Consider the following 23,987-nt stretch of genomic DNA (forward strand, 5'->3'; position numbering starts at 1 on the left):
CTTCAGGTAGTTCTGGAGGGGACCGATGTCCTTCGCAATTTTCGCCGTCGTGCTGATCGTGCTGGCGCTTTTCCTGCTGGTCAGCGTGATCAAGATCGTGCCGCAGGGCCGTGAGTTCACGGTCGAGCGGTTCGGTCGCTACACGCGCACGCTCAAGCCCGGCATCTCGCTGCTGACCCCGTTCGTCGAGGGCATCGGTCGGCGCGTGAACATGATGGAACAGGTGCTCGACGTCCCGCAGCAGGAGGTCATCACCAAGGACAACGTCTCGGTGAAGGTGGACGGCATCGTCTTCATCCAGGTGATGGACGCGGCCTCGGCCGCCTATCGCGTGGACAACCTGACCTACGCCATCAGCCAGCTGTGCATGACCAACCTGCGGACCGTGGTCGGCTCGATGGAACTGGACGAGGTGCTGAGCCAGCGTGACCAGATCAACACCCGGCTGCTGGCGACCATCGACCACGCCACCAGCCCCTGGGGCGTGAAGGCCACGCGGATCGAGATCAAGGACCTGACCCCGCCGCCGGACATCACCAACGCCATGGCCCGCCAGATGAAGGCCGAGCGCGAGCGCCGTGCGGTGATCACCGAGGCGGACGGCGAGAAGCAGGCCGCCATCGCCCGCGCCGAGGGGGCCAAGCAGTCGGCCATCCTGCAGGCCGAGGGCCGTCGGGAAGCGGCCTTCCGCGACGCCGAGGCCCGCGAGCGGGAAGCCGAGGCCGAGGCCAAGGCGACGGCCTTCGTGTCGGAAGCCATCGCCCGCGGCGACATCAACGCGATCAACTACTTCGTCGCCCAGAAGTACGTCGAGGCGTTCGGCGCCCTGGCCGCCAGCCCCAACTCCAAGATGATCATCGTGCCGGCCGACTTCGCCGGCATCACCGGCACCGTGGCCGGCATCGGCGAGCTGGTGAAGTCGCTGGCCGACGGCCGCGGCTCGCCGTCCGCCACCGCCGCGCCGCGGACCAAGGCCTAGGGAGACCGCGCCATGAGCTGGCTGGCTGAACTCTACGTCGCCCATCCGTTCTGGATCTGGGCGGCCATCGCCGGCGTGATCCTCGCCGGCGAGGTGGCCACGGGCACGGGCTGGCTGCTCTGGCCGGCGGCCTGCGCAGCGATCGTCGCGTTGCTGACCTTCCTCCTGAAGGGCAACTTCGCGGTCGAGCTGGCGGTGTTCGCGGTGCTGACCATCGCCTCGACCCTGCTCGCGCGACGCTATCTGCCGCGCAACGCCTCCGGCGACGGGCCCGATATCAACGACAACGTCGGCCGGCTGGTCGGCCACTACGGCATGGCCGTCTCGGCATTTGAGCACGGCCAGGGCCGGGTGTTCATCGACGGCAAGGAATGGGCGGCCGTGGCCGACGACGATGCGCCCCCGCTGCTCGACCAGCGGGTCAAGGTGCTCTCGGCCGACGGCGGAATCCTGAAGGTGAAGGCTTACTAGGGCCGCGTCAGCGGTTCTCGTCCAGCCAGACCCGCAGCGCTTGCAGGAACGGCAGGGCGGCCTTGAACTCGTCCTCCGTGAAGGCGGCCCGCATCCCCTCGAGGTGCGGCCGCATCGCGGCGAGGCCCCGGTCGAAGGCGCGGGCCCCTTCGTCGGTCAGCGTGACCCACTTGCGGCGGCCGTCGTCGGGATCGCCGGCGATGGCCACGAAGCCCTGCGCTTCCAGCCGCTGCAGCGTGTTGGTCATCGCCCCCTTGGTGACCTGGAAGGCGCTGGCCAGCTGGGCCGGGCTCTCCCGCCCGCCGCGTCGCATGAAGTGGGTCAGCACGCCGAACTGCGCGGCGCTCATGCCCTCCGGCAGGCTGCGCTCCAGCCGGGCGTTGGACAGCTGGGCGATGATGCCGATCTCGGTCATCACCCGCACATCGGGCCGGTCCTTCGGTTGCGGCGCCATCAGCCGGCCCTCACCAGGGGGGCCAGGCCACGGCGGGGCGCGGGCCGGAGCGGAGCCTTCGGATAGCCGATCCGCGCCAGCATCTGGAGACGGCCGCCCGCCGGGGCGAGCTCACGGTGCAGGCGGTCGAACAGCGGCTTCTGGGTCGCGTACTCCTGCAGGCCCTGGCTCCACGGCTGCATGGCCAGTCCCTGCCCCGTGGCGGCCAGGTTGGCCCGCACATAGGCCCGGCCGGCGAGGATCTGGCTGACGCGGCCGTCGTCGGGCGTGGTCAGCCAGACAAAGCCCTGCGCGGTGTCCGCCCCGGTCCTGAGATACTTGAGCGACTGGTCGTAGGCGACGGTCCCGGGCGTGGCCATCTTCGCCTTGGTCAGGACGCCGGCGGTGTTGAGCGCCGTCATCATCGGGTTGTCGAGCGAGATGCCCCAGGGATGGGCGGCCACGTCCCGGGCGCCGATGAAGGTCCGCTCGACGCTTTCATGGTGCGCGGCGGGGGTGTGGGCCTCGGTGACGCCGCCCTGGTAGACGAGGTCCCGCAGCAGGGCGACCCGCGCCGGCGTCGTCTCGACGGTCAGGGCGACCCCGCCCTCCGGGGCCGAGGCCCTGAGGGCCGCCACCGCCGCTGCAGCTACAGGTTTGTCGAGATAGGCCTCGCGATTGGTTCGACGCTGAAGCACCTGCGTGAAAAGCGGGTCGGGCGTCGTCGCCGCGCGGGCGATCCGCACCCGGAACAGCGGCCGGTCATCCAGCAGGGGCTGCGGCTCGCCGTCGGGGAACAGGTCCACGGTCGCCGCCTGGCCCTGCACCGCGAGCGCCATCATCAGCAGTTCGAGGAACGCCCCGCAGCCGATGGTGATCTGGCGGTTGAACGGATCGGTCACGGGCAGCAGCCGCCCGCGATCGATGTAGAGGGTGATCGCATCGGACGCGGACAGTTCGACGATCCATGGCTGCATGTTGTGCGGATTGGGCGCGAGAATGGCCCAGGCCAGCGCCTTGCGGCGGATGTCCCGCTCGCCCGCGCCCGGATGGTCCCAGGCGGCGCGGGGATCGGGTCCCGCGGGCGCGCAGCCCGCCGCGGCGAAAACGGCCGAGCCGCCGAGAACGCGGATGAAATCGCGACGATGCATGGCGCACCTCATTTGGTTCAAGATTGAACCAAACATAATGGTTTAATATTGAACCAGTCAAGCCTCGCCGAGCGTCTGCTTCATGCCCTTGTTGGCCAGTCCGTCGGCCCGCTCGTTCAGCTCATGACCGGCATGGCCCTTGACCCAGCGCCAGTCGACCTCGTGCCGCCCGCGCGCCGCGTCGAGCCGCTTCCACAGGTCCTCGTTCTTCACCGGGCTCTTGTCGGCCGTCTTCCAGCCGCGCGCCTTCCAGCCGTGGATCCAGGTCATGATGCCGTTGCGCATGTACTGGCTGTCGGTGTGCAGCTCGACCTTGCAAGGTTTGGTCAGGGCCTCCAGCGCCTGGATGGCGGCCATCAGCTCCATGCGGTTGTTGGTCGTGGCCCGCTCGCCGCCGCACAGTTCCTTTTCCCGGCCATTGGAGATCAGGATCGCGCCCCAGCCGCCCGGCCCCGGATTCCCGCGGCAGGCGCCGTCGGTGTAGATCAGCACCTTCGGCGTCATGCGTGGTCGCCGAGCAGCGCCAGCCCCGCGCGGTGCACCGCCAGCTTGCGCTCGTACTCGAGCGGGTCCTTGGGCCGCACCAGCGCCCCGGCCGGCGTCGAGCCCCAGTCGTTGAGCCGCGTCAGGAAGAACCGCATGGCCGCGCCATGGGCGAGAATCGGCAGCGCCGCCCGCTCTTCCACCGTCAATGGCCGGTGCGCCTGGTAGCCGGCCAGCATCGATCGTCCGGCGGTCAGGTTGAACGACCCGTCCGGCTCGAAGCACCAGGCGTTCAGCGCCACCGCCAGGTCGTAGGCGTAGGCGTCGTCACAGGCGAAGTAGAAGTCGAACGCCGCGGCGAACTTCCCGTCGCGGAAGAAGACGTTGTCGGGGAAGAAGTCGGCGTGGATCACGCCGGCCGGCAGGTCCCTGGGCCAGTCGCGGCCCAGATAGTCGAGGTCGGCGCGGATGGTGTCGGAAAGACCGGGCTTGAGCGCCTCGGCCGCGTCCCACAGGCGGGCGAACATCGGCGCCCAGGCGGCCTGGCCGAGGTCGTTCTCCCGGCGGCCGGGATATCCCTCCCCCGCGAGGTGCAGCCGGGCCAGCCCCGCGCCCGCCTCGCGGCAGTGGGCGGCGGTCGGCCGCCGCACCGAGATGCCGATCAGGAACTCGACCAGCGCCGCCGGCTTGCCGCGCACCGTCTTCAACGTTCGTCCCGCGCGGTCGTGCACCGGCCGGGCGCTGGGGAAGCCGCGGTCGGCCAGCCAGGTGAGCAGATTGAGGAAATACGGCAGATCCTCCGCCCGCACCCGTCGCTCGTAGAGGGTCAGGATGTAGCGGCCGACCTCGGTCTCCAGCAGGAAGTTGGAGTTCTCCACCCCCTCGGCGATGCCCTTGAACGCGATCGCCTGACCGATGTCGTAGTCGGCCAGCAGCGTCGCCAGTTCGTCGTCGGAGATGTCGGTATAGACGGCCATGGCGACGGGATGGGCGACCGCGCCCCCTCCGTCAAGTTGGGACGCGGCGGAACCGCGTGCTACACTGGACAAGTGGAGGTCGCCCAAGGGGAAGTGTCGATCGAAGTTCTGACCGTCTGGCTCAGGACACGCGTCGCGCCCCTCTAGGCCGTCAGCAGCCTCGGCAGTTTGAAGGTCACGGTCTCACGGGTCGGCGCGACCTCTTCGATGGTCAGGGCGTAGCGCTCCGCCAGCTTGTCGATCACGCCCTGGACCAGCACCTCCGGCGCCGACGCCCCCGCGGTCACCCCGACGGCGCGGACGCCCTCCAGCCAGGCCCAGTCGAGCCCGGCGGCGTCATCGATCAGCTGAGCGTTGTCCGCCCCGCCGCGCAGACCGACCTCGACCAGGCGCACCGAGTTGGACGAATTGCGCGAGCCCACCACCAAGAGCAGCTCGCTGCGCTCGGCCAGGTGCTTGACGGCTTCCTGCCGGTTGGTCGTGGCGTAGCAGATGTCTTCCTTGTGCGGCGCGGCGATGCCGGGGAAGCGCCGTTGCAGGATGGCGACGATCTCGGCCGTGTCGTCGACCGACAGGGTGGTCTGGGTGACGAAGGCGACATTCATCGCGTCGATCGGCTGGAACACCTCGGCGTCGGCGGCGTGCTCGATCAGCCGCACGGCGCCGTCGGGCAGCTGCCCCATGGTGCCGACCACTTCGGGGTGACCGGCGTGGCCGATCAGCACGATCTCGCGGCCGGCGTCGTAGTGGCGCTGGGCCTCGACATGGACCTTGGACACCAGCGGGCAGGTGGCGTCGAGGTACAGCATCTGCCGCGCGCGGGCCTCGGCCGGCACGGTCTTGGGCACGCCGTGCGCCGAGAACACCACCGGCCGGTCGCCCGGGACCTCGTCCAGCTCCTCGACGAACACCGCGCCCAGGGCCTTCAGCCGCTCGACGACGTGCTTGTTGTGAACGATCTCGTGCCGCACGTAGACCGGCGCGCCGTATTTCTCGATCGTGCGTTCGACGATCTGGATCGCCCGGTCGACCCCGGCGCAGAAGCCGCGGGGGCTGGCCAGCAGGACCTTGAGCGGCGGTTTGATCGGGGCGGCGTCATCCATGCCGGGCAAGGTAAGGCCTGCATGCCGCGCCCGCCAGAGCGGACATCGATGCGGTTTCTCGACGCGCGGTTCCCGTCGGGGATGAAGCCGCGTTGCGACGTCATGCCTTTGCCTTTATCAGACTGCATCAGCTTTTCGGCCGGGCAGCCGCGCCGGTCCCCTGCTTTTCCGGACGAGACATGCGCCGTACTTTGAATATCGGGTTCCTCGCCCTTCTCGCCGCCGGGGCCCTGGCCGCCACCAGCCCCGCGTACGCCCAGGGCCGGCCGGGTCAGGGCGACGCCGATCGCCGGCAGGAAGAAGAGTCGGCGCGCAAGAAGAAGCGCGACCAGGAGTGGAACCAGCCGGCCGCGCCGCTGCCCCAGCTGCGCAACGCCGGCCCCTGCCCCTATGTGAAGGTGCTCTACGACGCCGGTCGCTTCGTCGAGTTCAAGGACGGCAAGGAAAGCGCCTCGACCGTCGGCTACACCGGCGAGATCCAGGGCGTGTCGGCCGGCTGCGAATACAAGGACGCCGACCCGATCAAGGTCCAGGTCGAGCTGCTGTTCTCGATGGGCCGCGGCCCCGCCGCCGTCGGCCAGGCCAAGACCTACCGCTACTGGGTCGCCGTGACCCAGCGCAACCAGGCGGTCATCGCCAAGGAATACTTCGACCTGCCGGTGACCTTCACGGCCGGCGAGGACCGGGTCTATGTCCGTGACACGGTCGCCAACATCACCATTCCGCGGGCCAGCGCCGACACCAGCGGCGCAAACTTCGAGGTCCTGATCGGCTTCGACGTGACCCCGCAGATGGCGGCCTTCAACCGCGACGGCAAGCGCTTCCGCGTCAACGCCGGCGCCGCGCCCGCCGCCGTGCCGCCGCCCGCCGGAGCCACTCCGAACCCATGAGTGACCTGAAGCGGTCCCTCGGCGAAGCGGTCGCGGCCGCCTTCGTCGCCCAGGGACTTCCTGCTGAACTGGGCCGGGTGACCGCATCCGATCGCCCGGACCTCGCCGATTTCCAGTGCAACGGCGCCCTGCCGGCCGCCAAGGTCGCGGGCAAGCCGCCGCGCGAGATCGCCGCCGCCGTGGTCGAGGCCCTGTCGGGTCATCCGCTGCTGCAGTCGGTCGAGATCGCCGGCCTCGGCTTCATCAATCTGCGGGTCAGTTCAAAGGCCCTGTCGGAACGCGCGCGCGAGATCGCCGCCGATCCGCGCACCGGCGCCGGCGAGGTGTCCGAAGCCCGCCGCGTGATGGTCGACTACGGCGGTCCCAACGTCGCCAAGCCCATGCATGTGGGCCACCTGCGCGCCTCGATCATCGGCGAGTCGGTCAAGCGGCTGTACCGCTTCCGCGGCGACGAGGTGCTGGGCGACGCCCACTTCGGCGACTGGGGCTTCCAGATGGGCCTGCTCATCGTGGCGGCCTGTGACGAGGATCCGTTCGTCCGCACCCTGATGGAACGCCTGACGGGCACGGCCCCGGTCAGCCCGGCCGACGAGGCCCAGGTCATGGGCGCGCTGGCCGATCACATCGACCTGCCCCTGCTCGACCGGCTGTATCCGGAAGCCGCGGGCAAGGCCAAGACCGACGTCGAGTACCGCGACCGCGCCCGCCGGGCGACGGCCGAGCTGCAGGGCGGCCGCCTCGGCTACCGCCTGCTGTGGAAGCATTTCGTCAGGGTCAGCAGGGTGGCGCTGGAGCGCGAATTCCATGCCCTGGGCATCGATTTCGACCTGTGGAAGGGCGAAAGCGACGTTGACGCCCTGATCGAGCCGATGGTCCAGGAGCTCGACGCCAGGGGCCTGCTGGCCGACGACCAGGGCGCGCGGGTGATTCACCTGGCCCGCCCGGGCGAAACCAAGAAGAAGAAGGCCCCCGACGGTACGGTCTACGAGGCGCCGAGCCCGGACCCCCTGCTGGTGGTCTCCTCCGAAGGCTCGGCGATGTACGGCACCACCGATCTGGCCACCGTGCTGGACCGGCGCCGGTCGTTCGACCCGCACCTGATCCTCTACTGCGTCGACCAGCGCCAGGCCGATCACTTCGAGCAGGTGTTCCGCGCCGCCTACATGGCCGGCTACGCCGAGCCGGGCACGCTGGAGCACATCGGCTTCGGCACGATGAACGGCCCGGACGGCAAGCCGTTCAAGACTCGCGAAGGCGGCGTGCTGAAGCTGCACGACCTGATCGAGATGACCCGCGCCAAGGCCCGCGAACGGCTCAAGGAGGCCGGCGCCGGCAGCGAGCTGACGCCGGAAGAATACGAGGATACGGCGCAGAAGGTGGCCGTGGCGGCGCTGAAGTTCGCCGACCTCTCCAACTATCGCGGCACCAGCTACATCTTCGACCTCGACCGCTTCTCGAGCTTCGAGGGCAAGACCGGCCCCTACCTGCAGTACCAGTCGGTGCGCATCAAATCGCTGCTGCGCCGGGCGGAAAACGAGCGGCTGCAGCCGGGCCGGATCACCATCGTCGAGCCCGCCGAGCGCGAGCTGGCCATGCTGCTGGACGCGTTCGACGCGGCCCTGATCGAGGCCTACGACAAGAAGGCCCCGAACTTCATCGCCGAGCACGCCTTCAAGCTGGCCCAGAGCTTCTCGCGCTTCTTCTCCGCCTGCCCGATCTTCCAGGCGGGCGACAGCGCGGTGGCCGCCTCGCGCCTGGCCCTGTCGGCGACGACCCTGCGCCAGCTCGAGATCGCCTTGGACCTTCTGGGCATCGAGACGCCGGAGCGGATGTAGGGAAACGCCAGTCCTCCCCGGAGCGTAGCGAGGGGGAGGGTGACCGCCAGAGGCGGTGGAGGGGCCGCGCAGACGCGGGCGAGCCCGACCTGAATTCCGGCCTTTCCGGCGGCGGCGCCCTGCCCCTCCACCACGCTCCGCGTGGTCCCCCTCCCCGCTTCGCGGAGAGGATTGGTCGCGGGACGATGTCGCGGCATAGTCGCCCCTTCGACTGGGGGAGTTCAGCGTGGCCGGCATTCGCGTCTTCGGGATTGTTCTCGCCCTTTGCGGCGTCATGGTCGGGCCGATGGCCGCGGCCGGAGATGGCGCGAAGCCGATCGCCAAGGCGGTCGAGGGGCTGGAGCGCCACGACGGCCTGCTGCCGGTGTTCGTCAACCGCAAGGACGGCAAGGTGCTGCTGCGCCTGCCGCCGGCCGACGCCGACGGCGTCCAGGGTCGCTTCCTCTACCAGACCTACCTGCGCGCCGGCCTGGGCTCCAACCCCGTCGGGCTCGACCGCTCCGCGCCGGGCGACACCCAGGTGCTGGTGTTCCGTCGCGCGGGCGGGAAGATGGTCGTGCAGTTCGAGAACTACAGCTTCATCGGCGAGCGCGGCTCGGCCGACGAGCGCCAGGCGGTCCGCGAGTCCTTCGCCGTCTCGACCGTCTGGTCGACCGATGTGGCGGCCCAGGATCCCGACGGCGCGGTGCTGATCGACATCTCCGGCTTCCTGACCCGCGACGCCCAGGGCATCGCCCGCCAGCTGCGCGCCGCCGACCAGGGCGACTTCCGCCTCGCCGCCGAGCTCAGCTATCCCGACACGGCGACGGTGGAGACCTTCCCGAAGAACCTTGAGCTGGAAGCCACCGAGACCTTCGTCAGCGACAACCCCGGCGCCGAGGTGCGCGGCATCCTGCCCGACCCCCGCGCCGTCACCCTGACCCTGCACCACTCCATTGTGGCCCTGCCCGAGCCCGGCTTCGAGCCGCGCTTCAACGACCCGCGCGTCGGCGTTATCGACCACGCCGTCAGCGACTACACCGCCCCGCTGGGCGAGGGCATGGTGCTGGAGCTGGCCCACCGCTTCCGGCTGGAAAAAACCGATCCGACCGCCGCCCGCTCGACCGTCAGGCAGCCGATCGTGTTCTACATCGACCGCAGCGCGCCCGAGCCCGTGCGCTCGGCGTTGATGGACGGCGCGAAGTGGTGGGCGGACGCCTTCGACGCCGCCGGCTTCATCGACGCGTTCCGCGTCGAGGTGCTGCCCGCCGGGGTCAGCCCGCTCGACGCCCGCTACAATGTGGTCAACTGGGTCCACCGCGAGACGCGCGGCTGGTCCTACGGTCATTCGGTGGTCGACCCGCGCACGGGCGAGATCGTCAAGGGCGACGTCCTGCTCGGCTCCCAGCGCGTGCGGCAGGACCGGATCATCTTCGAGGGCCTCGTCGGCGCCGACAGGACCGGCCAGGGCGGTCCGAACGACCCGATCCAGGTCTCTCTGGCCCGCCTGCGCCAGCTGGCGACGCACGAGATCGGCCACGCAATTGGCCTGCAGCACAACTTCGCCGCCAGCAGCTACGGCCGCGCCTCGGTGATGGACTATCCCGCACCGCTGATCACCATCACCGACGGCCAGTTCGACCTGTCGGACGCCTACGCCCGCGGCGTGGGGTCCTGGGACAAGTTCGCCATCACCTGGCTCTACGGCGCGGTCGCGCCCGGCCCAGCCGGAAGGGTCCAGCTGTCGTCGATGGTCGACCGGGCGCTGGCCGGCGGCCTGCGCTTCGTCTCGGACGACGACGCCCGCGGCCAGGACACCGCCCAGCCGCTCGGCGCGGTGTGGGACAACGGTTCAGACCCCGTCGCCGAACTCCAGCATCTGATGGAGGTCCGTCGCCTGGCCCTGTCGCGCTTCGGCCTGGCCAGCCTGCCGGCCGGCGCGCCGGTGGCCGACCTGCGTCGACGGATCGTGCCGATCTACCTGTTCCACCGCTACCAGATCGATGCGACGGCGAAGCTGGTCGGCGGCGTCGACTTCACCTACGGCGTGCGCGGCGACGGGCACGAGGCCTCGACCCCCGTCCCGGCCGCCCGTCAGCGCCAGGCCATCGACGCCCTGCTGGCGACCGTCAGCCCGGCGGAACTGGACCTCGGCGACGGCCTGCTCGACCTGCTGACGGTCAGCCAGTCGACGACGATCGCCAAACAGACCAGCGTCGAGCTGTTCGAGCCGGGCCCGGTGTTCGATGTGACCACCGCCGCAGACGTCGTCGCCGGCCAGGTGTTCGAGGACCTGTTCGCCCCGGCCCGTCTCAACCGCCTGGTCGAGGCCCGCCGCCGAGACCCGGGCCAGCCCGGCGTCGAGGAGCTGCTGTCAAAGAGCTTCGCCGCCGTCAGCGTCCCGGCCTCGGGTCGCCAGGCGGAGATCGCCCGCCGCGTCCGCTACCGGCTGGTGACGACGCTGGCCGGCGTGCAGCGCGACAAGGCCCTGTCCCCGACGGCCGCCGCCCTGATCCGCGCGGCGCTGGTCGACTACGGCCGCAGCCTGCGCAAGGCGAAGGGCGACCCGGCCGACGTCGCCCAGGCCCGCGACCTCGCCGCCATCCTGCTCGACCCGGATCCCGCGCGGCTGGCCACCCTGGCCGACGCCCTGAAAGCCGCCCCCCGCACCCCGCCCGGCCCGCCGATCGGCGAGGACGACTGGTTCGGGGACTTGAGGCTGTAGCGCGCCCGCCGCAGTTGACTCCCCGCCCGGCCTCCCGCACTTAACCCGGGTCTCGCGGGAGACATCGGGATTCGTCCCGAGGCCGAAGGCGCAACCGCCCCGGAAACGCTCAGGCAAACGGACCGCGCGACATCGAAACGCTGGAAAGCGCCGCATCCGCGGTGCGCCGAAGGAGCAAGGATCACCCCGGTGATCTGAAATCTCTCAGGCTCCAAGACAGCGGGGGCGAATCGCCTGGTCATCAGACCCGGTGAGCCGCATCGACCCCGCCGGAGCTCCGCGTGTCTGACGACGATCTCAAGAAGACCCCGCTCTATGACGCGCATGTCGCCGCCGGCGCGCGCATGGTCCCGTTCGCGGGTTACGCCATGCCGGTGCAGTATCGCGACGGCGTGCTCAAGGAGCATCTCTGGACCCGCGAGAGCGCCGGGCTTTTCGACGTCTCGCACATGGGCCAGGCCCGGCTGCGCGGCGTCTCACCCCTGTCGGCGTTCGAGGAGATCACTCCGGGCGACTTCATCGGCCTTGCCCCCGGCAAGCAGCGCTACAGCCTGCTGCTGAACCGCAAGGGCGGTATCATCGACGACCTGATGGCCTCGCGGCCCGACGACGACGGCCTGTTCGTCATCGTCAACGGCGCCTGCAAGGACAACGACTTCCACGTTATGGACGACGAGCTGGCCCCGCAGGTCAGCATCGACCGTCTTGAGGACCGCGCGCTGCTGGCGCTGCAGGGACCGAAGGCCGTCGCCGTGCTCAGGGCCCACATCCCCGAGTGCGCCGACAAGGTGTTCATGGACAGCTGGGCGACGACCGGGTTCGGCGTCGACGTGCTGATCTCCCGCTCGGGCTACACCGGCGAGGACGGCTACGAGATCTCCGTGCCCGGCCACGCGGCGGAGCGCATCTGGAACACCCTGCTGGAGGACGAGCGCGTCCGGCCGATCGGTCTCGGGGCCCGCGATTCCCTGCGGCTCGAGGCCGGCCTGCCGCTCTACGGCCACGACGTCGACGAGACGGTCAGCCCGGTCGAGGCGGCCCTGACCTTCGCCGTGTCGAAGAAGCGCCGCGACGCGCAGGACTTCCCGGGCGCCGCCCGCATCGTCAAGGAACTGGCCGAGGGCCCGGCGCGCGTCCGCGTCGGCCTGAAGGTGTTGGGCGGCCCGCCCGCCCGCGAGGGCGCCGAGATCGCCGACATCAACGGCAAGGTCGTCGGCGTGGTCACCAGCGGCGGCTTCGCCCCCTCGCTCGGCTGCCCCATCGCCATGGGCTTCGTGCCGCCGGCCCTGGCGGCGGTCGGCACGAAGCTGAACGTCATCGTCCGCGGCCGGGCGGGGGCCGCCGAGGTCGTCGCCATGCCCTTCGTCCCCAACCGCTACGTCCGCAAAGTCTGAAAAAGGGTCCAGCCATGCGTTTCACCAAGGATCACGAATGGGTCGCCCTCGACGGTGACATCGCCACCGTCGGCATCACCGCCTACGCGGCCGAACAGCTGGGCGACGTCGTGTTCGTCGAACTGCCGGCCCCGGGCAGGACGCTCTCCGCGACAGATGAGATGGCTGTCGTCGAAAGCGTAAAGGCCGCCTCTCCTGTCTACGCACCAATCTCGGGCGAAGTCGTGGAGATCAATTCGAAGCTGCCTGGTGACGATGCGAAGAACATCGACCCGGAACCTGAACTTGTGAACGCTTCACCGGAAGCCGGCGGCTGGTTCGTGAAGATCAAGGTCAGCGATCCCTCGCAGGTCGAGGCCCTGATGGATCGCGCGGCCTACGAAGCGTTCCTCGCCACCCTTTAGTCCGTGCATCCCGCGAAGGCGGGGATCCAAGCCATCCGACCGAATGGGTTCCCGCCTCCGCAGGAACACTCGGAAGAGAGTGACAGAATGCGCTACCTCCCCCTGACCCCCGACGACCGCGTCCAGATGCTGGGCGACATCGGGGTGGACTCCATCGACGCCCTGTTCGTCGACGTGCCCGCGTCTGCCCGCCGCGAGGGCTTCGTCGCGCTGCCGCATGTGGCCGGCGAACTGGAGGTCGAGCGGGAGCTGGCCGTGCTGGCCGGGCGCAACGTGGCGGCGGGTTCAGTCCCCTTCTTCTGTGGCGCGGGCGCCTACAGGCACCACGTCCCCGCCAGCGTCGATCACCTGATCCAGCGGTCGGAGTTCCTGACCAGCTACACGCCCTACCAGCCCGAGATCGCCCAGGGCACGCTGCAGGTTCTGTTCGAGTTCCAGACCCAGGTCGCGGCCCTGACGGGCATGGAGATCGCCAACGCCTCGCTCTACGACGGCTCCACCGCCTGCGCCGAGGCGGTGATGATGACCAAGCGGGTCACGAAGCGGAACCGGGCCGTGCTGTCGGGCGGGGTGCACCCGCACTACGTCCGCACCACCCAGACCCTGGCCCACGCCGAGGGCATGGAGGTCGACGCCCTGACCGCCGCTGTCGACGCGGAGGACGCGGTGATCGCCGCCATCGACGCCGATACCGCCTGCGTCGTCGTCCAGACTCCCAACGTGTTCGGCACGGCCACCGACGTGACGAGGATCGCCGACGCGGCCCACGCCGCAGGCGCCCTGCTGATCGTGGTGACCACCGAGGCAGTGTCCTACGGTCTGCTGAAGTCACCGGGCGAGATGGGCGCGGACATCGCCGTGGCCGAGGGCCAGTCGATCGGCAACGCCCTGAACTTTGGCGGGCCCTACGTCGGCCTGTTCGCCTGCCGCGAAAAGCTGATCCGCCAGGCCCCCGGCCGGCTCTGTGGTGAAACGGTGGACGCCGACGGCCGCCGCGGCTTCGTCCTGACCCTGTCGACACGCGAGCAGCACATCCGCCGCGACAAGGCGACGTCCAACATCTGCACCAACAGCGGCCTCTGCGCCCTGGCCTTCTCGATCCACATGAGCCTGCTGGGCGAGACCGGCCTGCGTCGTCTGGCGGCGCTGAACCACCAGACGGCCCGACATCTCAAGGTCGCGCTTGAGGGTGTGCCGGGGGTCGAGATCCTCACCCCGCGCTTCTTCAACGAGTTCGCGGTGAAGCTGGCCAGGCCGGCCGCCGCCGTCGTCGAGGCCCTCGCCGCGAAGGGCGTGCTCGGAGGCGTGCCCTACAGCCGCCTCGACCCGGGCGCCGGGCTGGACGACGTCCTGCTGGTCGCCGCGACCGAGACCGTGACGCAAGACGATATCGCCGCCTTCAAGGCCGCCCTGACCGAGGTGATGGCATGAGCACCACCATGAACTCCGTCGGCCGCCCGACAGCCCCGACCCAGACCAACGACTATGTCCACCCGACCCTCACGGGCGCGCGCGGCCTGCTGCAGGACGAGCCGCTGATCTTCGAGCTGGGCGGCTGGAACAAGACCGGCGTCGACCTGCCCGAGGCCACCGACGCCGACGAGGGGCTGTCCGGCCTGCTGCGCGGCACGGCCATCGGCCTTCCGGGGCTCAGCGAGCCCGAGGCCGTGCGCCACTATGTGCGGCTCAGCCAGAAGAACCACGCCATCGATCTCGCCCTCTATCCGCTGGGCAGCTGCACGATGAAGCACAACCCGCGCCTCAACGAGAAGATGGCGCGGCTGCCGGGCTTCGCCGACATCCATCCGCTGCAGCCGGTCTCGACCGTGCAGGGCGCGCTGGAACTGATCGACCGGCTGGCCCACTGGCTTAAGACCCTGACCGGCATGCCGGCCGTCGCCATGACGCCCAAGGCCGGCGCCCATGGCGAGCTGTGCGGCCTGCTGGCCATCCGCGCGGCGCACGAGGCGGGCGGCCAGGGTCACCGCAAGACGGTGCTCTGCCCGACCAGCGCCCACGGCACCAACCCGGCCACGGCGGCCTTCGTGGGCTACAGCGTGGTCGAGATCGCCCAGACCGAGGACGGCCGCGTCGACCTCGCCGACCTTGAGGCCAAGCTCGGCGACCATGTCGCGGCGATCATGGTCACCAACCCGAACACCTGCGGCCTGTTCGAGCGCGACATCGTCGAGATCGCCCGCCTGACCCACGCGGCCGGAGCCTACTTCTACTGCGACGGGGCCAACTTCAACGCCATCGTCGGCCGGGTGCGGCCGGGCGACCTCGGCGTCGACGCGATGCACATCAACCTGCACAAGACCTTCTCCACGCCGCACGGCGGCGGCGGGCCGGGCGCGGGTCCGGTGGTGCTGAGCGCTGCCCTGGCCCCCTTCGCCCCGGCCCCCTGGGTGGTCCACCACGCGGGCGGCTTCCAGCTGGTCGAGGACCAGGCGAACGAGGCCGCCCAGGCCTTCGGCCGGATGAGCGCCTTCCACGGCCAGATGGGCATGTTCGTGCGGGCCTACGCCTACATGCGCAGCCACGGCGCCGACGGCCTGCGCCAGGTCGCCGAAGACGCCGTCCTCAACGCCAACTACATCAAGGCCCGCCTGTCGGACGTGATGAGCCCGGCTTTCCCCGACGGCCCCTGCATGCACGAGGCCCTGTTCGATGACAGCTGGCTCGAGGGCACCGGCGTGACCACCCTCGACTTCGCCAAGGCGATGATCGACGAGGGTTTCCACCCGATGACCATGTATTTCCCGCTGGTCGTCCACGGAGCCATGCTGATCGAGCCGACCGAGACGGAGAGCAAGCAGGAGCTGGACCGCTTCATCGCCGCCCTGCGCGCCCTGGCCGGGGCGGCGAAGGCCGGCGAGGTCGACCGCTTCAAGGGCGCGCCGTTCCACGCGCCCCTCCGTCGTCTGGACGAGACCCTGGCGGCCCGCAAACCGCGGTTGCGCTGGCGCCCTGAGACAATTCCGCCACTGGCGGCTGAATAGCCGTGCAGGACGCGTGAAGACTTTGTCATAACGGGAACGCGGGCCTTTACGGTCCGTTGTCGGCTGCACATATCCAATTGTGCAGCGACGTGATCCTTCGGGAACGCGAAGCGCCCAAGCCCGCTTTCACGTGACCCATGTCCCTCGTCCTGACGATGCCCCGCGCCTTTACGCCTGCTGACGACGCCGCCCGCGAGTTCATTTCGCGCGCCGGTCGCTGGCTGTTCATGGGCCTGGGCATCGCGATCATCGGTCTGGGCGTGCTGATCGCGCCGCTGCCGGGCCCCGGCGGCCTGCCGGTGATCGTCGTCGGTCTGATGGTCACCCTGCGCAACAGCTTCTGGGCCAAGCGACAGTTCATCCGCTTCCAGCGCGCCCACCCGAAGATGGTCTTCCCGATCCGCCGCCTGCTGCGTCGCGAGCCGGAAGTCATGCCGGTGATGTGGCAGGGCATGCTGCGGATGGAGCGGGTGGTCCTGCGCAAGGAACGCCGCTTCATGAAGAAGGTGCGCAAGCACTTCCGCCGGCGCTAGGCTGACAAGCAAAAGGCCCCGCCTTTCGACGGAGCCCTTCACGATTTCAACAGTCGAACGCCGTCTACTGCAGACGGGCGGCCATGCCGGCGATCGCCGCGTCAACCGACGGGTCCGACTTGGCCGTGGCCAGACGGGCGGCGAGGATCTGTTCGGCGGCCTGGGCGGCCAGGTCGGCGGCCACGGCCTTGACCCCGGCGGCGGCTTCCGCCTCCGCCGACGCGATCTTGCGCTCGGCCAGGGCGGCGCGGCGGGCGATCTGTTCTTCCAGCTTGATCTCGGCTTCGGCCGCGAGACGGACGGCGTCTTCCTCGGCGGCCTTCAGCATGTCGGCTGCCTGGCGTTCGGCGGCTTCCCGCTGGGCGCGGATGTCGGCCAGCATGGCTTCAGCCTCGGCCCGCAGACGGGCGGCTTCGTCCAGATCCGTCTGGATGGCGATCGACTTGGCGTCCAGCATGCCCGCGATGGTCGCGCGCGCCTTCCACCAGACGATGCCGAAGAACAGCAGCAGACCCACGCCGACCCAGAACTCCGGGTTCGACAGGTTCCAGAAGTGCGATTCGAAGAATGCGGGCATCAGGCGGCTCCTCCGGCGGCTTTCACCTCGGCCGCCGTGGCGGCCGTGCCGGTCAGCTTCTCGACGATCGCGCGGGTGGTCTCGCTGACGATGGCGCCGACGTCCGCCATGGCGCTGTCGCGCATGGCGGCGATGCGGACTTCAGCCTCGGCGATCTTGGCGGCGACCTGCGTCTCGGCCTGGGCCGAACGTTCGGCGGCTTCGGCCGACGCCTTGGCGCGGGCCTCGGCGGCCAGACGCTGCGACTGGGCGCGGGCGTCGGCGACCTCGGCCTGGGCGGCCCTGGCCTGGTCCTGGGCTTCCGCCTGGACCTGCCTGGCCGCTTCAAGCGCGCCGCTGATCGCGCCGGCCCGCTCGTCGATCACCTTCCGCAGACGCGGGGCGAAGACGCGCGAGATCAGCGCGTAGAGAATCGCGAACAGCACCAGCAGGTAGACAATCTGCCCACCCCAGTGCTGGAACTCGAACTGCGGAATGCCGCCGCCCGAGCCATGCTCGGCCGTCGTCGATGCGCCCGTTGCGGCCGCGTCGTGCGGGCCCGCGGGCTCGTGTGGATCAGCCATGACCTGTTCGTCCCGTGGAAGGTTCGGCGGCGTCGGCAGGACGCCGCCGGCTCATCCGGTCCTTAGGAGGCCGAGAAGATCAGGAAGCCGAGCACGAAGGCCAGGATGCCCAGGGCTTCGGCGAGGGCGGCGCCCACGAACAGGTTGCCGATCTGGCTGGCGGCGGCCGACGGGTTGCGCAGGGCGCCCGACAGGAAGTTGCCGAAGATGTTGCCCACGCCGATGCCGGCGCCGATCATGCCGAGGGTGGCGAGGCCCGCACCGATGTACTTGGCGGCTGCAGCGTCCATGATTCTCTTGTCCTAATTAGTCAGAAGGTGGGTTGGAGGAATTGGATTGGCCCGGCTTTTAGTGGGCGTGATCCAGATTGACCACATCATTCAGATAGATGCAGGCCAGGATGGCGAAGACGAAGGCCTGGAGGAAGGCCACCAGGAACTCCAGCGCGGTCAGGGCGATGACCATGCCCATCGACAGGATGCCGACCGGCGCGCTGAGCAGCACGCCCAGGCTGCCGCCCACGGCGACGGCGACGAAGCCGGCGAACACCTTCAGGGCGACGTGGCCGCCCATCATGTTGCCGAACAGACGAAGCGACAGGGTCAGCGGGCGCAGGAAGAACGAAATCAGTTCGATGAAGCCGACGATCGGCCGCATCACCAGCGGCGCGCCCATCGGCCAGAACAGCTTCAGGAAGCCGAAGCCGTTCTTGACCACGCCGATGATCATCACGAGCGCGAAGGTCAGCACGGCGAAGGTCACGGTGATGGCCAGCTGCGAGGTGACCGTGAAGGTCAGCATCAGGCCGAGCATGTTCATGCCGAGGATCAGCAGGAACAGCGTGAACACGAAGGGGAAGTACTTGCGGCCTTCGTGACCGATCATCGACTCGGTCATGTTGTCGATCAGGCCGAAGACGCCTTCGCCCATGGTCTGCAGGCGACCGGGCACAACCTTCGGGCTGGCGGTCACGAGGCTCAGGAAGGCCACGATCACGACGAACACGATCGTCATGGCCAGATGGGAGTTGGTGAACGCGAGATCGACCGTTCCGACGTACGGAAGGGTGATGTCGGGGAAATCGACAAGCTTGTGGATCTCGAACTGTTCCAGCGGACCAGCCATTGGGCCTTCTACTCCTGGTCTTCCCCGGCCTTGGAGAGCGCCGCCTTGCGGGCGGCCTCCTCAGCCTCTGCCTGCGCCATCAGCCGGTTGGCCGTACGACGCGCCATGTATATCGACAGCGCAAATCCCAGAAGGACCCCGCTGATCACTCCCCAGGGCGTGGTGTGGGCCAGCCAGTCCACCACCGCGCCCAGCGCGATCCCGAGCAGCACCCCGCCCAGCAGCTCCGCGAGAATGCGGTAGGCCTGGCTGGTCGCCGTCATCTCGCCAACCGGCGAGGGCGGACGAGTCGTCCGCGCCTTGAGCGCCTGGGCTCGCTCGTCAAGGCTGCGAAGCGCCTCTTCGCGCGGATCCAGGGCCATCGGCATGGGGCTGTAAAGTTCGACACCGGCCCGTCGGGAAACCCCGCGGACCCTGTTTGATCGCGGCGGAACCTATAGGCCTCGCTGCAGTGCGTCAAGGTTGGGCGGAATTGCGGCAAGCCTTTGAATCGCAAGCCTTTCCAAAGGCAAAGGCCCCGGTGTTTCCACCGGGGCCCCGCTTTGGTTCAGCTTTACGCCGAAGATCAGGATCAGAAGTTGATCGAGATCGTCGAACGGCGGTTCAGCGGTTCCTTCACACCATCGCCCGTGGCGACGGCGAGATCGGTTTCACCCTTCCAGTCCACGGCCAGCGTACCGGCCGAGACACCCAGGCCCACCAGCGCGTCGGCGACAGCCTTGGCGCGGCGTTCCGACAGGCGGACGTTGTAGGCGGGCGAACCCGAGGAGTCGGTGTGACCCACGACGACAACGCGCGTGGCGCCGCCGGCTTGAGCGTACTGGGCCGCTTCAGACACCACCGTCTGGGCTTCCGGCGTCAGCACGTACTGATCGAACGGGAAGTAGACGATGAATTCCCGGGCTTCGTACTGCGGCGGCGGAGGCGGCGGCGGCGGAGGCGGCGGGGGAGGCGGCGGGGGCGGCGGCGGCGGGGGCGGCGGAGGCGGCGGGGCCGCTTCCGGAGCGCTGAACGCGTACCGCAGACCGACGGTCACCGACTGGTCCTTGTAGCTGCCGGTGAAATCGCCCGGGTTGAACAGGGCGGAGGTGTTGGTCGTGCCGATCTGCAGATCGCTGCCGTCGAGATAGCGGTAGGTCACGTCGAAGTTCAGACGCTCGGTGACGTCGAACGACAGACCCGCCAGCACCTGCCAGGAGAAGGCGGTGTAGGTGTCATCCAGGTGGATGGCGCCGACCGGCGCGTTGCCACGGCCCGCGATGTTGACTTCGCCGCGGTTGGCGCCGACGCCCACGCCCACGAACGGACGGAACTGGCTGTCGGGGAAGAAGTCATAAATGACGTTCGCCATCAGGGTCCAGGACTCGATGGAGCCATCCGGAGCCCGGCAGGGCACGATGCCCGACAGGTTGCAGAGTTCATTCGGCAGAGGACGGCTGGAGTCGCCCTTGGCGCTTTCGACGTTGCCGGGACGGGCGCCGCCTTCAAGTTCAACGCGCCAGTTCGGGTTGATCCGGTAGCCGAGGCGGGCGAAGCCGACCACGGTGTTCTCGGTCTGGAAGTCGAACTGGTACGGCTTGCCGTCGGAGGCCTTGTTGGCGGAACTCGCGTCCCAGCCCGACGGCCAGTGATAGCCGAGGTCGAACGCCCCGTACCAACCGCTGTCGGGCTGCGCGAACGCCGCCGGCGCCAGCGCCAGAGCGCCGAGCATGGTGCTCAGCATAAGTGCTTTTTTCTTCACGGTGAGCCCCTCGCTCAAATTTCGCCATGCGCCGAACGGCCGGTGCAGGCCCTTGGAATGTGGGCACGATATTGGCGCGAAAACCGAACCGGCCGGATTCTCAAGAGAACCCCCCAAGCCAGCCCTGTCGACGCCTCCACCGTACGGCCGAACGAGCAACGCCCTGAACCCCAACGGGTTCCAAACATTTTTCACGACCGTGCGCGGTCGCCCGCGCAAGTGCGACCATACGCCACCTTTTTCCGATATTCCAGCAGGGGTTGGCCCGTTATTGAGCGGTGTGGCGAAGACGCCTCACGCAACGTTAATCGGGCGTGTTGGCGTCCAGTTCGGCGAGCCAGACGTCCGGGCGGGCGTCGGAAGGCATCCGCCAGTCGCCCCGCGGCGACAGCGCGCCGCCCGACGAAATCTTCGGCCCGTTCGGAACGGCCGAGCGCTTGAACTGGTTGGCGAAGAACCGCGTCAGAAACAGGCGCAGCCAGCGTTTGATCTCGACAAGGCCGTAGGCCCGCCGTTCGGAGGCCGGCACATCCTTCGGCCAGCCGCCCACGGCGGCGTCACCCCAGGCGGCATGGGCCAGATAGGCGATCTTGGACGGCGCGGCTCCGGACCGGGTCATGTGGAACAGGGTGAAGTCCTGCAGGGAGTAGGGCCCGACGAAGTCCTCGGTCGCCTGGGTCTTGCCGCTGGCGTCCGCCGGGACGAGTTCGGGCGAGATTTCCGTGTCGAGGATGTCGCGCAGGACGGCGGTGGCGGCCTCGCCCACCTCGGCGGCGCCGGCCGCGAACCGGATCAGGTGCTGGATCAGCGTCTTGGGCACCCCGCTGTTGGGGTTGTAGTGGCTCATGTGGTCGCCGACGCCGTAGGTGCACCAGCCCAGGGCCAGCTCGGACAGGTCGCCGGTGCCGACCACCAGCCCGCCGTGACGATTGGCCAGGCGGAACAGATAGTCGGTGCGCAGACCCGCCTGGACGTTCTCGAACGTCACATCATGGACCGCCTCGCCCTTCGCGAAAGGATGGTCGAGATCGGCGAGCATCTGGGTCGCGGCCGGGCGGATGTCGAGCTCCGCGCCCGTGACCCCGAGCGCGTTCATCAGGGCCCAGGCGTTGGACCGCGTGCGGTCCGAGGTGGCGAATCCCGGCATGGTGAAGGCCAGCACGCCGGTGCGCGGCAGGCCCAGCTGGTCCATCGCCTTGACCGCGACGATCAGCGCCTGGGTCGAGTCGAGCCCGCCGGACACGCCGATGACCAGCGTCTTCGCCCCGGTCGCCTTGATGCGCTGCGCCAGCCCCTGGACCTGGACGTTGTAGGCCTCGTGACAATACTCCGCGAGCCGGGCCGGATCGTCGGGCACGAACGGATAGCGGTCGACCGGCCGCTTCAGCGCCAGCGGCGCGGTCGGGGCGTCGAGCGTGAAGGCCACCGTGCGCCAAGCCTGGCCGGCCTCGCGCGCGGCGATGGCGTCGCCGAACGAGCCGGTGCGGATGCGCTCCTGGCGCACCCGGCCCAGATCGACGTCGACGACGGCCATGGTCGAGGTCGTCGGAAACCGGCCGCTCTCGACCAGCAGGTCGCCCAGTTCAAAGATCGAGGCCTGGCCGTCCCAGGCGTTGTCGGTGGTCGACTCTCCGACCCCGGCCGCCGAGTAGGCGTAGACCGCCTGGCAGCGCATCGCCTGCGAGGCGCACAGCAGCCGCCGCGCCTCGGCCTTGCCGATGACGATGTTGCTGGCCGACAGGTTGAGCAGGATCTCGGCCCCGGCCAGCGCGGCCGCCGTCGACGGCGGCTCGGGCGTCCAGACGTCCTCGCAGATCTCGGTGTGGAAGGTGAACGGCGCCGAGCCGGTCGAGCGGAACAGCAGGTCGGCCCCGAACGGAACCGGCCGGCCGTCGATTTCGATCGTCCGCCCGACCACGCCCCGGCCGCTGGCGAACCAGCGACGCTCGTAATACTCGCGGTAGTTCGGCAGGAAGGTCTTGGGTGTGACGCCGAGAATGCGGCCGTCGTGAATGACCACGGCGGTATTGAACAGCCGCCCCTCGAACCGCAGCGGCGCGCCGACCGCGAACGCCGGGCGCAGCCCCCTGCTGCCCTCCGCCAGGCTGGCCAGCGCCGCCTCGACGCCGTCGAGCAGCGCGTCCTGCAGCAGCAGGTCGTCGATGGAATAGGCGCTGAGCCCCAGTTCCGGGAAGACCATCAGGGCGACGCCCTCGTCATGGCCCCGGCGGACCAGCTCAAGGGTCCGTGCGGCGTTGGCTTCCGGATTGGCCAGGGTGGTTTCGGGCACACAGGCCGCCAGCCGCACGAACCCGTGACGGTATGGCGACTCGAAAGGGATGTCCGCGGCGAGGCGGCTGGTCTTCGACATGGTGCGCCCTGGCCCTGTTCAGATGGGACTTACCAGCGCCGGTCCAAGGGCCGCAAGGTTCAGAGGTGCTGCCGGATCAGATCCGCCATCTCGCCGGTATGGCGCGGACGGCCGGGTTCAGGCTGGTCGCGAACCAGCATCAGGCTCGCGATCATGGCGTCGACCTCGTCGCGCGCGGCCTGGCGGGCCCCGGCCGTCACGCCCGGTTTCACCTTGGCGGCGACGTCGGCCAGGGTCAGGCCGAACGGGAACATCTCGCGGTAGGCCACCCGTTCGCGCATCGACGGACCGATCCGGAAGCCGATGTCGGCGGCGAGCGCCGTGAGCGCCTTGTCGAGACGCTGGCGGTTGTTGGTGTCGGCGCCGGTCAGGCGGTTGCGCAGCACGACCCAGTCCAGCGTCCGGCCGTGTTCGGCGCGGATGGCACGGGCGTGCAGGATTTCCTGGGCGTAGTGGCTGGGCCGCAGCAGGCGCAGCGACACCGGATCGACCAGGCCCAGCACGTCGAAATCGACGAAGCTGTCATTCATCGGGGTGACGACCTGGTCGGCCTGCACATGGGCGGCGCGAGACACCGCCGTGTCGCCCCCGGGCGTGTCGATGACGAGAATATCGGAGTCGCCCATGGCCAGATCACAGGCTTCCTGGAACAGGGCCAGGGCGGCGGGCTGGTCGTCGGCGAGCCGCGCCGGGTCCTCGGCGAGCTTGTATTCCAGCGGCATCGGCGCCGAGACGCCCGCCGCGGGCAGCCAGCGGCGGCGATTGGCCAGCAGGCGCGACAGGCTCTGTTGACGCAGGTCGAGGTCGATCACCGACACGCGCTTGCCTTGGTAGAGCATCGAGGTGGCGATCAGGGCCGCGACCGTCGACTTGCCGGCTCCGCCCTTTTCGTTGCCGACGACGATAACGCGCGCCTTGTGCCGCGTCTGACCCGGCGCGGCGCGCTGATGCCGGGGGCCCAGCGCGCCCCGGATCGGATTGTTGAAAATAGACACGCCAACCGCTCCTGTAGGCTGACGCGGATTGCGGCCCGCCTCGTCCCTGGAAAACGGTGGTGGATAAACCCGGCCAGAGTCAACAGGGGGCGCGCCGGAGGCGAGGCCCGGTAAGGCTTTACGCCCGCAGCGCGTACAGCGCGGCCACGGCGATGATGAGCCACGGGGCGGCGGCGACCAGAAGCTGTGCGAAACCGGGGCGTCGGCCGCCAGCATAGGGAAACAGGATCGACAGGCGCATGATTTTGAGTCCCCC

The 23,987-nt window shown here is 69.3% G+C and carries 23 protein-coding genes, 1 pseudogene and 2 riboswitches; of the genes and pseudogenes, 10 read left to right on the forward strand and 14 right to left on the reverse strand.

Going from position 1 to position 23,987, the window contains the following annotated elements; all coding sequences use genetic code 11:
* Positions 1-25: 25 nt before the first annotated feature.
* Both AC1RN0_RS06320 and AC1RN0_RS06325 read left to right on the forward strand, forming a co-directional pair.
* Positions 26-995, forward strand: a pseudogene (locus tag AC1RN0_RS06320) (SPFH domain-containing protein).
* Positions 992-1,450, forward strand: coding sequence for an NfeD family protein (locus tag AC1RN0_RS06325; protein ID WP_492786583.1), 459 nt, complete (start codon positions 992-994; stop codon positions 1,448-1,450). The pseudogene AC1RN0_RS06320 and the gene AC1RN0_RS06325 overlap by 4 nt, the downstream one beginning before the upstream one ends.
* A gap of 7 nt (positions 1,451-1,457) precedes the next feature.
* Here the strand turns inward: AC1RN0_RS06325 and AC1RN0_RS06330 are convergent, their stop codons facing one another.
* From AC1RN0_RS06330 to ispH, 5 genes are all read right to left on the reverse strand, one after another.
* On the reverse strand, positions 1,458-1,904 hold the full coding sequence (locus AC1RN0_RS06330) for a MarR family winged helix-turn-helix transcriptional regulator (RefSeq protein ID WP_492786584.1): 447 nt from the start codon (positions 1,902-1,904) through the stop codon (positions 1,458-1,460).
* Positions 1,904-3,034, reverse strand: coding sequence for an Acg family FMN-binding oxidoreductase (locus AC1RN0_RS06335; RefSeq protein WP_492786585.1), 1,131 nt, complete (start codon positions 3,032-3,034; stop codon positions 1,904-1,906). The genes AC1RN0_RS06330 and AC1RN0_RS06335 overlap by 1 nt, the downstream gene beginning before the upstream one ends.
* A 57-nt stretch (positions 3,035-3,091) precedes the next feature.
* Positions 3,092-3,538 carry a ribonuclease HI gene (rnhA, locus tag AC1RN0_RS06340; RefSeq protein ID WP_492786586.1) on the reverse strand — a complete coding sequence of 149 codons (447 nt, stop codon included), beginning with the start codon at positions 3,536-3,538 and terminating at the stop codon, positions 3,092-3,094.
* Complete coding sequence (gene thrB, locus AC1RN0_RS06345) at positions 3,535-4,494, reverse strand: homoserine kinase (protein WP_492786587.1); 960 nt, start codon at positions 4,492-4,494, stop codon at positions 3,535-3,537. The genes rnhA and thrB overlap by 4 nt, the downstream gene beginning before the upstream one ends.
* A gap of 143 nt (positions 4,495-4,637) precedes the next feature.
* Positions 4,638-5,597 carry a 4-hydroxy-3-methylbut-2-enyl diphosphate reductase gene (ispH, locus tag AC1RN0_RS06350; protein ID WP_492786588.1) on the reverse strand — a complete coding sequence of 320 codons (960 nt, stop codon included), beginning with the start codon at positions 5,595-5,597 and terminating at the stop codon, positions 4,638-4,640.
* 179 nt (positions 5,598-5,776) lie between these two features.
* On the opposite strand from ispH, the gene AC1RN0_RS06355 reads away from it, so the two are divergent.
* From AC1RN0_RS06355 to AC1RN0_RS06390, 8 genes are all read left to right on the forward strand, one after another.
* The gene (locus tag AC1RN0_RS06355) at positions 5,777-6,487 is read left to right on the forward strand and encodes a Tat pathway signal sequence domain protein (RefSeq protein WP_492786589.1); all 711 of its coding nucleotides are present in this window, start codon (positions 5,777-5,779) and stop codon (positions 6,485-6,487) included.
* Positions 6,484-8,322 carry an arginine--tRNA ligase gene (locus AC1RN0_RS06360; protein WP_492786590.1) on the forward strand — a complete coding sequence of 613 codons (1,839 nt, stop codon included), beginning with the start codon at positions 6,484-6,486 and terminating at the stop codon, positions 8,320-8,322. Before AC1RN0_RS06355 ends, AC1RN0_RS06360 begins: the two co-directional genes overlap by 4 nt.
* A 226-nt stretch (positions 8,323-8,548) precedes the next feature.
* Entirely contained in the window at positions 8,549-11,026 is a 2,478-nt protein-coding gene (locus AC1RN0_RS06365) for a zinc-dependent metalloprotease (protein ID WP_492786591.1), read from the forward strand.
* Between the two features lie 45 nt (positions 11,027-11,071).
* Positions 11,072-11,161, forward strand: a riboswitch (glycine riboswitch).
* Positions 11,162-11,164: 3 nt separating this feature from the next.
* Positions 11,165-11,248: riboswitch (glycine riboswitch) on the forward strand.
* A gap of 59 nt (positions 11,249-11,307) precedes the next feature.
* A complete protein-coding gene (gcvT, locus tag AC1RN0_RS06370) occupies positions 11,308-12,420 on the forward strand; it encodes a glycine cleavage system aminomethyltransferase GcvT (RefSeq protein ID WP_492786592.1) in 1,113 nt (370 codons plus the stop codon).
* Positions 12,421-12,434: 14 nt separating this feature from the next.
* Positions 12,435-12,824 (forward strand): glycine cleavage system protein GcvH, encoded by a 390-nt coding sequence (gene gcvH / locus AC1RN0_RS06375; RefSeq protein ID WP_492786593.1) that lies wholly within the window; start codon positions 12,435-12,437, stop codon positions 12,822-12,824.
* 87 nt (positions 12,825-12,911) lie between these two features.
* Positions 12,912-14,255 (forward strand): aminomethyl-transferring glycine dehydrogenase subunit GcvPA, encoded by a 1,344-nt coding sequence (gene gcvPA, locus AC1RN0_RS06380; RefSeq protein ID WP_492786594.1) that lies wholly within the window; start codon positions 12,912-12,914, stop codon positions 14,253-14,255.
* Positions 14,252-15,826 (forward strand): aminomethyl-transferring glycine dehydrogenase subunit GcvPB, encoded by a 1,575-nt coding sequence (gene gcvPB / locus AC1RN0_RS06385; RefSeq protein WP_492786595.1) that lies wholly within the window; start codon positions 14,252-14,254, stop codon positions 15,824-15,826. The genes gcvPA and gcvPB overlap by 4 nt, the downstream gene beginning before the upstream one ends.
* Before the next feature lie 137 nt (positions 15,827-15,963).
* Positions 15,964-16,359 (forward strand): hypothetical protein, encoded by a 396-nt coding sequence (locus AC1RN0_RS06390; protein ID WP_492786596.1) that lies wholly within the window; start codon positions 15,964-15,966, stop codon positions 16,357-16,359.
* Between the two features lie 64 nt (positions 16,360-16,423).
* On the opposite strand, the gene AC1RN0_RS06395 is transcribed toward AC1RN0_RS06390, so the two are convergent.
* From AC1RN0_RS06395 to AC1RN0_RS06435, 9 genes are all read right to left on the reverse strand, one after another.
* A complete protein-coding gene (locus tag AC1RN0_RS06395) occupies positions 16,424-16,936 on the reverse strand; it encodes a F0F1 ATP synthase subunit B (protein ID WP_492786597.1) in 513 nt (170 codons plus the stop codon).
* On the reverse strand, positions 16,936-17,499 hold the full coding sequence (locus tag AC1RN0_RS06400; protein WP_492786598.1) for a F0F1 ATP synthase subunit B family protein: 564 nt from the start codon (positions 17,497-17,499) through the stop codon (positions 16,936-16,938). The genes AC1RN0_RS06395 and AC1RN0_RS06400 overlap by 1 nt, the downstream gene beginning before the upstream one ends.
* A gap of 62 nt (positions 17,500-17,561) precedes the next feature.
* A complete protein-coding gene (locus AC1RN0_RS06405; RefSeq protein WP_488901856.1) occupies positions 17,562-17,789 on the reverse strand; it encodes a F0F1 ATP synthase subunit C in 228 nt (75 codons plus the stop codon).
* A gap of 58 nt (positions 17,790-17,847) precedes the next feature.
* Complete coding sequence (locus tag AC1RN0_RS06410) at positions 17,848-18,624, reverse strand: F0F1 ATP synthase subunit A (protein WP_492786599.1); 777 nt, start codon at positions 18,622-18,624, stop codon at positions 17,848-17,850.
* An 8-nt stretch (positions 18,625-18,632) separates the two neighbouring features.
* The gene (locus AC1RN0_RS06415; RefSeq protein ID WP_492786600.1) at positions 18,633-18,992 is read right to left on the reverse strand and encodes an AtpZ/AtpI family protein; all 360 of its coding nucleotides are present in this window, start codon (positions 18,990-18,992) and stop codon (positions 18,633-18,635) included.
* Positions 18,993-19,195: 203 nt separating this feature from the next.
* Positions 19,196-20,365: an OmpA family protein gene (locus tag AC1RN0_RS06420; protein WP_492786601.1), complete on the reverse strand. Its 1,170-nt coding sequence runs from the start codon at positions 20,363-20,365 to the stop codon at positions 19,196-19,198.
* A gap of 304 nt (positions 20,366-20,669) precedes the next feature.
* Positions 20,670-22,736 carry an NAD(+) synthase gene (locus AC1RN0_RS06425; protein WP_492786602.1) on the reverse strand — a complete coding sequence of 689 codons (2,067 nt, stop codon included), beginning with the start codon at positions 22,734-22,736 and terminating at the stop codon, positions 20,670-20,672.
* Between the two features lie 59 nt (positions 22,737-22,795).
* Positions 22,796-23,731, reverse strand: a complete 936-nt coding sequence (locus tag AC1RN0_RS06430) for a division plane positioning ATPase MipZ (protein ID WP_492786603.1) — start codon at positions 23,729-23,731, stop codon at positions 22,796-22,798.
* Positions 23,732-23,849: 118 nt separating this feature from the next.
* Complete coding sequence (locus AC1RN0_RS06435) at positions 23,850-23,972, reverse strand: hypothetical protein (protein WP_492786604.1); 123 nt, start codon at positions 23,970-23,972, stop codon at positions 23,850-23,852.
* Positions 23,973-23,987 lie beyond the last annotated feature (15 nt).

This window comes from Caulobacter sp. GW821-FHT12F03 (assembly GCF_058806855.1).

Excerpts from the sequence above, each read along its gene's own strand:
- AC1RN0_RS06325 (WP_492786583.1), top strand. The coding sequence starts at position 992 with ATGAGCTGGCTGGCTGAACTCTACGTCGCCCATCCGTTCTGGATCTGG.
- AC1RN0_RS06330 (WP_492786584.1), bottom strand. The coding sequence starts at position 1,904 with ATGGCGCCGCAACCGAAGGACCGGCCCGATGTGCGGGTGATGACCGAG.
- AC1RN0_RS06335 (WP_492786585.1), bottom strand. The coding sequence starts at position 3,034 with ATGCATCGTCGCGATTTCATCCGCGTTCTCGGCGGCTCGGCCGTTTTC.
- rnhA (WP_492786586.1), bottom strand. The coding sequence starts at position 3,538 with ATGACGCCGAAGGTGCTGATCTACACCGACGGCGCCTGCCGCGGGAAT.
- thrB (WP_492786587.1), bottom strand. The coding sequence starts at position 4,494 with ATGGCCGTCTATACCGACATCTCCGACGACGAACTGGCGACGCTGCTG.
- ispH (WP_492786588.1), bottom strand. The coding sequence starts at position 5,597 with ATGGATGACGCCGCCCCGATCAAACCGCCGCTCAAGGTCCTGCTGGCC.
- AC1RN0_RS06355 (WP_492786589.1), top strand. The coding sequence starts at position 5,777 with ATGCGCCGTACTTTGAATATCGGGTTCCTCGCCCTTCTCGCCGCCGGG.
- AC1RN0_RS06360 (WP_492786590.1), top strand. The coding sequence starts at position 6,484 with ATGAGTGACCTGAAGCGGTCCCTCGGCGAAGCGGTCGCGGCCGCCTTC.
- gcvH (WP_492786593.1), top strand. The coding sequence starts at position 12,435 with ATGCGTTTCACCAAGGATCACGAATGGGTCGCCCTCGACGGTGACATC.
- gcvPA (WP_492786594.1), top strand. The coding sequence starts at position 12,912 with ATGCGCTACCTCCCCCTGACCCCCGACGACCGCGTCCAGATGCTGGGC.
- gcvPB (WP_492786595.1), top strand. The coding sequence starts at position 14,252 with ATGAGCACCACCATGAACTCCGTCGGCCGCCCGACAGCCCCGACCCAG.
- AC1RN0_RS06390 (WP_492786596.1), top strand. The coding sequence starts at position 15,964 with ATGTCCCTCGTCCTGACGATGCCCCGCGCCTTTACGCCTGCTGACGAC.
- AC1RN0_RS06395 (WP_492786597.1), bottom strand. The coding sequence starts at position 16,936 with ATGCCCGCATTCTTCGAATCGCACTTCTGGAACCTGTCGAACCCGGAG.
- AC1RN0_RS06400 (WP_492786598.1), bottom strand. The coding sequence starts at position 17,499 with ATGGCTGATCCACACGAGCCCGCGGGCCCGCACGACGCGGCCGCAACG.
- AC1RN0_RS06405 (WP_488901856.1), bottom strand. The coding sequence starts at position 17,789 with ATGGACGCTGCAGCCGCCAAGTACATCGGTGCGGGCCTCGCCACCCTC.
- AC1RN0_RS06410 (WP_492786599.1), bottom strand. The coding sequence starts at position 18,624 with ATGGCTGGTCCGCTGGAACAGTTCGAGATCCACAAGCTTGTCGATTTC.
- AC1RN0_RS06415 (WP_492786600.1), bottom strand. The coding sequence starts at position 18,992 with ATGCCGATGGCCCTGGATCCGCGCGAAGAGGCGCTTCGCAGCCTTGAC.
- AC1RN0_RS06425 (WP_492786602.1), bottom strand. The coding sequence starts at position 22,736 with ATGTCGAAGACCAGCCGCCTCGCCGCGGACATCCCTTTCGAGTCGCCA.
- AC1RN0_RS06435 (WP_492786604.1), bottom strand. The coding sequence starts at position 23,972 with ATGCGCCTGTCGATCCTGTTTCCCTATGCTGGCGGCCGACGCCCCGGT.